At 58.1% G+C, this 783-nt stretch carries 1 rRNA gene; it reads right to left on the reverse strand.

The features are described 5' to 3' along the window. A 23S ribosomal RNA gene (locus K4B79_RS47480) occupies positions 1-783 on the reverse strand; the annotation flags it as partial.

Consider the following 783-nt stretch of genomic DNA (forward strand, 5'->3'; position numbering starts at 1 on the left):
ACTAACCGGTCCCCTTAACGTTCCAGCACCGGGCAGGCGTCAGTCCGTATACATCGCCTTACGGCTTCGCACGGACCTGTGTTTTTAGTAAACAGTCGCTTCTCGCTGGTCTCTGCGGCCACCCCCAGCTCACACTGCAAGAGTGATCACCGGTGATGGCCCCCCTTCTCCCGAAGTTACGGGGGCATTTTGCCGAGTTCCTTAACCATAGTTCACCCGAACGCCTCGGTATTCTCTACCTGACCACCTGAGTCGGTTTAGGGTACGGGCCGCCATGAAACTCGCTAGAGGCTTTTCTCGACAGCATAGGATCATCCACTTCACCACAATCGGCTCGGCATCAGGTCTCAGCCACATGTGCGACGGATTTACCTATCGCACGGCCTACACCCTTACCCCGGGACAACCACCGCCCGGGATGGACTACCTTCCTGCGTCACCCCATCACTCACCTACTACAGGTCTGGTCCGTCGGCTCCACCACTCCCCTTTGCCCGAAGGCTCCAGGGCGGCTTCACGGACTTAGCATCGCCTGGTTCAATGTTTGACGCTTCACAGCGGGTACCGGAATATCAACCGGTTATCCATCGACTACGCCTGTCGGCCTCGCCTTAGGTCCCGACTTACCCTGGGCAGATCAGCTTGACCCAGGAACCCTTAGTCAATCGGCGCACACGTTTCTCACGTGTGTATCGCTACTCATGCCTGCATTCTCACTCGTCAACCGTCCACAACTCGCTTCCGCGGCTGCTTCACCCGGCAGACGACGCTCCCCTACCCATC

Origin of the sequence: Streptomyces lincolnensis (assembly GCF_021173675.1) — a bacterium.
GTDB classification, from domain to species: Bacteria; Actinomycetota; Actinomycetes; order Streptomycetales; family Streptomycetaceae; genus Streptomyces; species Streptomyces lincolnensis_B.